Below are 4,191 nucleotides of genomic sequence, written 5' to 3' on the forward strand. Positions count from 1 at the left end.
TGACTCCGATCAGAAGACCCATGTCGTGGTAGAGCGGCAACCAGGACACCACATTGAGGTCCGACGGCGGGACCCGGCCCTCGGGCCCGAAGAAGTCGCTCACGATCTGCTCGAAATTGGCGAAGACATTCCTGTTCGAGACCATCACACCGGCCGGCGTGCGCGTGGAGCCCGAAGTGTACTGCAAATAGATGAAGTCGGGCCGGTCGTCGCCCGTCCTGCGAGGCCTCGGCCCGGCCGGTCTGGATCGGACGTCCAGATCCAGCAGATCGACTTCGACGATCGATGGTGCGGGTTGGCCCTGCTGCGGCTGCACGGCCCCGTGGACGTTGTCGATCACCGCCGATGTCGTCAGGACGACAGCGGGCGAAGTATCGGCCAGCACCGAAATCGTGCGCTCGTCGTGGGCGCCGCCATAGGGCACCGAAAGCGGGACCGCGACGAGTCCGGCCTGAAGCGTGCCAAGAAAACCAACGACGTAGTCGAGTCCCTGCGGCGCCAGGATCAGCGCCCGATCACCGGTCGACCCGCGGAGCCGGAGCTGCTCGCCGAGGTTCAGCACTCGCCGATACAACTGCGACCACGTCAGGGTGGTCGCCACGCCGTCCCAATCGTGGTCGTAGTCCAGATATGTGAACGCCGGATCGTTGGGCTGCAAGCTGGCGCGTTCGCGCAGCACGGCAGGAATCGAAGTCTCAACCACGGACATCAGAATACCTTCGTCGTTGGCGTTTCCAGCCAGGAACGGCGCGTTACGACCGGACCAGCGCGTTGTCGCAGCGGCGCCCCGAACCCAAAGCGCTGCACGTCGGAGCGCGAATCAGCTACCGTATGCGCGGTGGACAATCGACTGGCACACATGGACCAGGCGTCCTTTCTCGGTCTGCGGGCGCTCGGCTATGGGGCGCTGGTGCAGTACTTCTGGATATATGACCGCCCTGCGGATATCGACGGGTTGCGCCGGTTCCACCGAAACCTTGGGTACGGTTTGTTGGGGCGACGAGTCGAACGGTCTCCGCTGCCTTTCGCGCGTGATAGATGGGTCGTCTTCCGGGGGCCCGAGGACATCGATATCGCTGAAAGACCGCGTCCGCGTGCCGAAGTAAGTGCGTGGACCTATGAGCGGGCGTGCCTGCCTCTCGATCCGGAATACGGGCCCAGCTGGCATCTGGGAGTGCTTCCGCTCGAGGACGGCGGGACCGCGGTCACCCTGGTGGCTTCGCACACCGTCGCCGATGGGCAGGGGTTCCTGGTGGCGGTCACGGATGCGGCCACGGGCAGGACTCGCTACCTGGGCTATCCAGAACCCGGCTCGCGCAACCGCGGGCGCGCTGTGCTTCAGGACGCCTGGCAAACGATCGCATCGACACCTGAGCTGGCACGTGCGCTCAGAGGGACCGCGCGCGTCGCCCGAAAAAGACGCAAGGACGTCGCCGCGTCAATCGGTTCGGCGCCGCCTTCGCCGCGAGTGGCCGGCGACGATTTGCCCGTCGCGGTGCCTACCGTGACCGCTTACGTCGACGTGGCGGAATGGGACGCCTGCGCGGAACGTATTGGCGGAAATAGCTTTACACTGTTCGCTGGGTTCGCCGGCCGACTCGGCGTGCGGATGCGACGCGTTAGTCCCGACGGAACAGTCACATTGTCCTTTCCGATCAGCGAACGGACCGAGGACGATACGCGCGGAAACGCGTTGGTGTTCCCCACCGTTGCTGTCGACCCGACGAACTTGGCGTCGGATCTCGGCGAAGTTCGTCTGAAGTTCAAGCATGCATTCGCCGAGTTGGCGGAGGTCACCGAGGAGTTGTTGGCACCGCTGCCACTGACGCCGATGACTCCCACGTGGGTGGCGCGCAGGGCGGCGGGCATGGGTCTGGGCGCTGCCGCTCTTCCGATCGGTTGCTCCAATCTCGGTCAGCAGCATCCAGCGGTGAACCGCCCGGATGGCAGCGAGGCAGACTGCAGCGGCGGGCGCTTGATCGAGCCCGGCATCAGCAAGCGCACCCTCGAGCGCATGGGTGGGCAGCTGTTCGTGGTCTCGGCGCGGAGCCGCACAAGAGTGTGGATCTCGATCAATGCGTACCTTGCCGACCGGGCAAACTCGCAAGAGGCGCTGCGGCAGGACGCATTACACACCTTCGCCGAATTCGGTCTGACCGCAGAGATCCAGGGGTAGTCACCCCGAGCTGCTCGGCTCAGAGACTGGCCACTCCCTGGACCAGGGCGGTGAGCCCGCCCATGGTCAGTAATGTCTGCATGATCTGCCGAAGGTGGGCCTGTATCCAGTTTTGCACCTGCTGCACCAGCCCTATGGTCTTTTCCGGCCACACCAAATAACTGATCAGCGGAATCTCGACGATTGCAAGCATGATCAGGACGAAGACGAGGAATGCGCTGAACTGCGTCCCGAGGTCAGCGCGCGACGCAATGATGACGGCCAGCATGGCCACACCATCCACGGGCGGGATCGCCGACGCGGCACCGGCCACGAACACGGGCCAGATCAAGTCGGACTTCAGCATGTTCTCCGTGCGGGTGGCGAACCACGCGAATAGGCCTCCCGATGCAGGCGGTTGGTGCACCACTTCCGACAAGCCGCCGCTGCCCACCACAACGCGTTTCTCCACGCGGGCCCGCTCGCGGACCTTGATGATGACCAGGGCGAGCAGCAAGAGCACGCCGAAGGTGATCTGAAGGCGCCCGCCCGTGAAGATCACGACCGAGGACCTCACATGATCGATGACCGACATCGCGTTTTTGAGAGCCCCTTGCGTGAAGTCGCGCAACAGTAGCAGCCCGAACATTGCAAGGCCGAGACCCGCCGCCATGCCGCCCAGCCAGAAAGCGAACAGGTTCAGCATGGGGCGACGCCGGGACGTCAAGACCAGGGCAAATCCCAGGCGGAAGGGGTCAAGCGCCAGCGCGAATCCCATGTACAACACGTAGATCCACATTTGTGGCGATGCTACTCTGCCGGCGCGTGCCCCGCGGCGTAACCGTCGAACTAGCGGCCGTGAATCTGTCACTGGCCACCCGTCTCGACAAGGGGACATTCGCCTTCGGCAGACGAGCTTCGCGTCGCGGCATGTCCTGTGCTTTCTTCGCTAATTGCCCATTCAAGTAGGGTTTTGATGGGGGCGGATCAACGGCGACGGCACGCCCAGAATCAGGCGGTTCGCGTCGGGACCTGCCGCGATCAGCTCGAGTCCATGGCGCGGGCCAAGTAAGTGCTTCCTTACCTAACGATCCCGACTGAAAAGGCACTTTGCCCATCAGAGCCTCTGCGACAATCCACGATGGTCGAGGCTCAGGTCGAGACCAACCATCGCCGACCGCCAGAAAGTCTTCACATGAGCCCTAGCCCGGCAACCGATCGAGACGCTGTGACGGTTGTCGTTCCGATGCACAATCTGGCTGCCGCCAAGCGCGACGGCAAGGCCGAGGCCCGTACCGTGTGGTTGCATGTGGAGCCGCGACATGACGGGCACTGAGGCCCCCCTTGTTGCCTATCTGGGTTGGCACGGCAGGAGCAATCTCGGCGATGACGCGATCTACGACGCGGTCCGGTCGCAGCTCCCTGGAGCAACGTTTGTCGATATGCCGTGCCTTCCAAACGAGATGATCCGTGCCTTTGAAACAGGTTTGAATCGCTCGCTGCGGCACAGCACCCAAGTGCTGGGTGGCGGCACGCTCGTTGGAAGGCGATTCTGGAGACGGCTGGTCAAACGCGGCGTGGCGCGCACACGAGACAATGGAACCTACGCGATCGGTGTCGGTGTCGAAGACCCCGTGTTCACCGGACGCAATAGCGGCTCGGGAAAAGACGAGCTGAAGCGATGGGCACCAATACTTTCGGAGTTTCGGGCGCTCTCGGTGCGGGGGCCGAGAAGCGCTGAACTTCTCTCCGGGATAGGGCTGGATGTGGAGGTATCGGGCGACCCGGCACTTCTCCTCCCACGACCCGATGTAGCGCCAGAAGATGACCTGATAGGGGTAAACCTAGGTTTTGGCGACGATCTTTGGGGGCACGATCCAGCCAGGTTGGCCGACGAGATTTCTGGCGCAATGAAGCTTCTGTCGTCGGAAGGCCACCGGTTCGCTGGGATCCTCATGAACCCGGACGACGAGCGGTGGACGAAAGTGGCGCTCCGGGATGTGGCCGCAGAGATTGTTTTCCCAGCGGACGCCGGC

Annotated in this window: 4 protein-coding genes; 2 read left to right on the forward strand and 2 right to left on the reverse strand. The window is 63.5% G+C overall.

Going from position 1 to position 4,191, the window contains the following annotated elements; all coding sequences use genetic code 11:
* A partial coding sequence (locus ACLP9N_RS32025; RefSeq protein ID WP_442411153.1) for an AMP-binding protein occupies nucleotides 1–709 on the reverse strand: 709 nt, incomplete at its 3' end.
* A gap of 129 nt (nucleotides 710–838) precedes the next feature.
* Between ACLP9N_RS32025 and ACLP9N_RS32030 the strand changes: the two genes are divergently transcribed.
* Nucleotides 839–2,176 (forward strand): hypothetical protein, encoded by a 1,338-nt coding sequence (locus ACLP9N_RS32030; RefSeq protein ID WP_442411154.1) that lies wholly within the window; start codon nucleotides 839–841, stop codon nucleotides 2,174–2,176.
* A 19-nt stretch (nucleotides 2,177–2,195) separates the two neighbouring features.
* Here the strand turns inward: ACLP9N_RS32030 and ACLP9N_RS32035 are convergent, their stop codons facing one another.
* The gene (locus ACLP9N_RS32035; protein ID WP_442411155.1) at nucleotides 2,196–2,954 is read right to left on the reverse strand and encodes a GAP family protein; all 759 of its coding nucleotides are present in this window, start codon (nucleotides 2,952–2,954) and stop codon (nucleotides 2,196–2,198) included.
* A gap of 523 nt (nucleotides 2,955–3,477) precedes the next feature.
* On the opposite strand from ACLP9N_RS32035, the gene ACLP9N_RS32040 reads away from it, so the two are divergent.
* A partial coding sequence (locus ACLP9N_RS32040) for a polysaccharide pyruvyl transferase family protein (RefSeq protein WP_442411156.1) occupies nucleotides 3,478–4,191 on the forward strand: 714 nt, incomplete at its 3' end.

This window comes from Mycobacterium sp., from assembly GCF_052144515.1.
Lineage (GTDB): Bacteria > Actinomycetota > Actinomycetes > Mycobacteriales > Mycobacteriaceae > Mycobacterium.